At 29.8% G+C, this 1233-nt stretch carries 1 protein-coding gene; it reads right to left on the bottom strand.

Annotated elements, in window-relative coordinates; all coding sequences use genetic code 11:
- Positions 1-227: 227 nt before the first annotated feature.
- Positions 228-1115: a DUF1963 domain-containing protein gene (locus BMZ09_RS15980; protein ID WP_090842503.1), complete on the bottom strand. Its 888-nt coding sequence runs from the start codon at positions 1113-1115 to the stop codon at positions 228-230.
- Between the last annotated feature and the right edge of the window lie 118 nt (positions 1116-1233).

The raw sequence follows: 1233 nt of genomic DNA, 5'->3' as shown, positions 1-1233 counted from the left end.
TGAATGGTCTTTTCAAGTTTTCGTGTTGTATAAATTTGAGTGTAATTCATTCAGTATTTTCGTTTTCTGAGTGTTTTTGGCAGCTTACGTACAACGTGTTTGTATATGGTTTGTTGCGTGGTTAAGCAACTAAGTTAACAAATAAAAACTGAATAGAAAATCCGCGAGGATTTTCGTAAGTAGGCTAGAACTAGCAATAAATTATATACGGTGTTGGCAACTGTGCTTTATGAGTTTTGTAGTTCAAAATACGTGTTTTCAAAATTTCCATTTGCTAAATCTTTTTCTGCTATTCCGAAATAAATTCCACCACTAGCTCCAAAACCCGAGAAATTAGGTGTATTATCTGACATATCGATTTGCAATAAAAGTCTTATGTTTTTTTGATTTTCTAAAACTCTATTTTGGTCTGTTATATTTAATTCTGATAAAGTTTTTAGTTTATGTCCAATAGATTGTAAAGCCCAAGGATAGTTTACATCTCCTTGTACAGCTTGAGCATTTCCCAATATCTGATGTCCAATATCTTCTCCAACTGATGTTAATTCATTTATGATTTCTGACGCTTCAAATAGTAAATTATCATCTTCATCCGTAAAATTTAAATCTAGTATTTTATAGTTTTGATATGATGGCAAACTGAATTGCTCGAAATATTCAATCTCACATTCATTAAATTTTGCCAAATCACTATATTTTTCAGGGTAATTTCTTTGTTCTAAATTCGATAGGTTTACAATGAAGATTACACGATGCATATCTTTAAGATTTTCATATTGATAATCATCCTGATTTGTTGAAAAGAAAAATAATAATAAACCATTTTCTGGTAGAGAATTGAACTTGTCGAACTTAATTTCAGATAGATTTATTTGTCCTAAAAAGGCAAACGGAAAACCATTTAGATTTGGCCATTCTACTTCTTTTAATAAATCAGGGAAACCTCCAAATTTCGATTTTCCAATTCCGATTTTTGAACTTGTCTTTTTAGCTTTAATTCCAATTGTCGGCTCGAGTAATTGAATGATTTTTTCAGAATCCACGTCCCAAGGCAGTTTCCTTAATTCTGACTCTATTTTGGATTTAATCTTTTTCTTAAATGGAAATATACTCATCTAAATTCAATGGTTATCGGTTGTTTGTATTATACTGATATAGGTTGACCTTTTTTTGTTAATATTTTCTAGTTCAAAAGATTTTTTTTAGACGTTTAGAAGGTAAAAAAAATAGTTT

Source organism: Olleya namhaensis, assembly GCF_900114005.1.
Classification (GTDB): Bacteria; Bacteroidota; Bacteroidia; order Flavobacteriales; family Flavobacteriaceae; genus Olleya; species Olleya namhaensis.
Note: the sequence above shows the minus strand (reverse complement) of the source record. Positions and strands in the feature narration are given on the sequence as shown.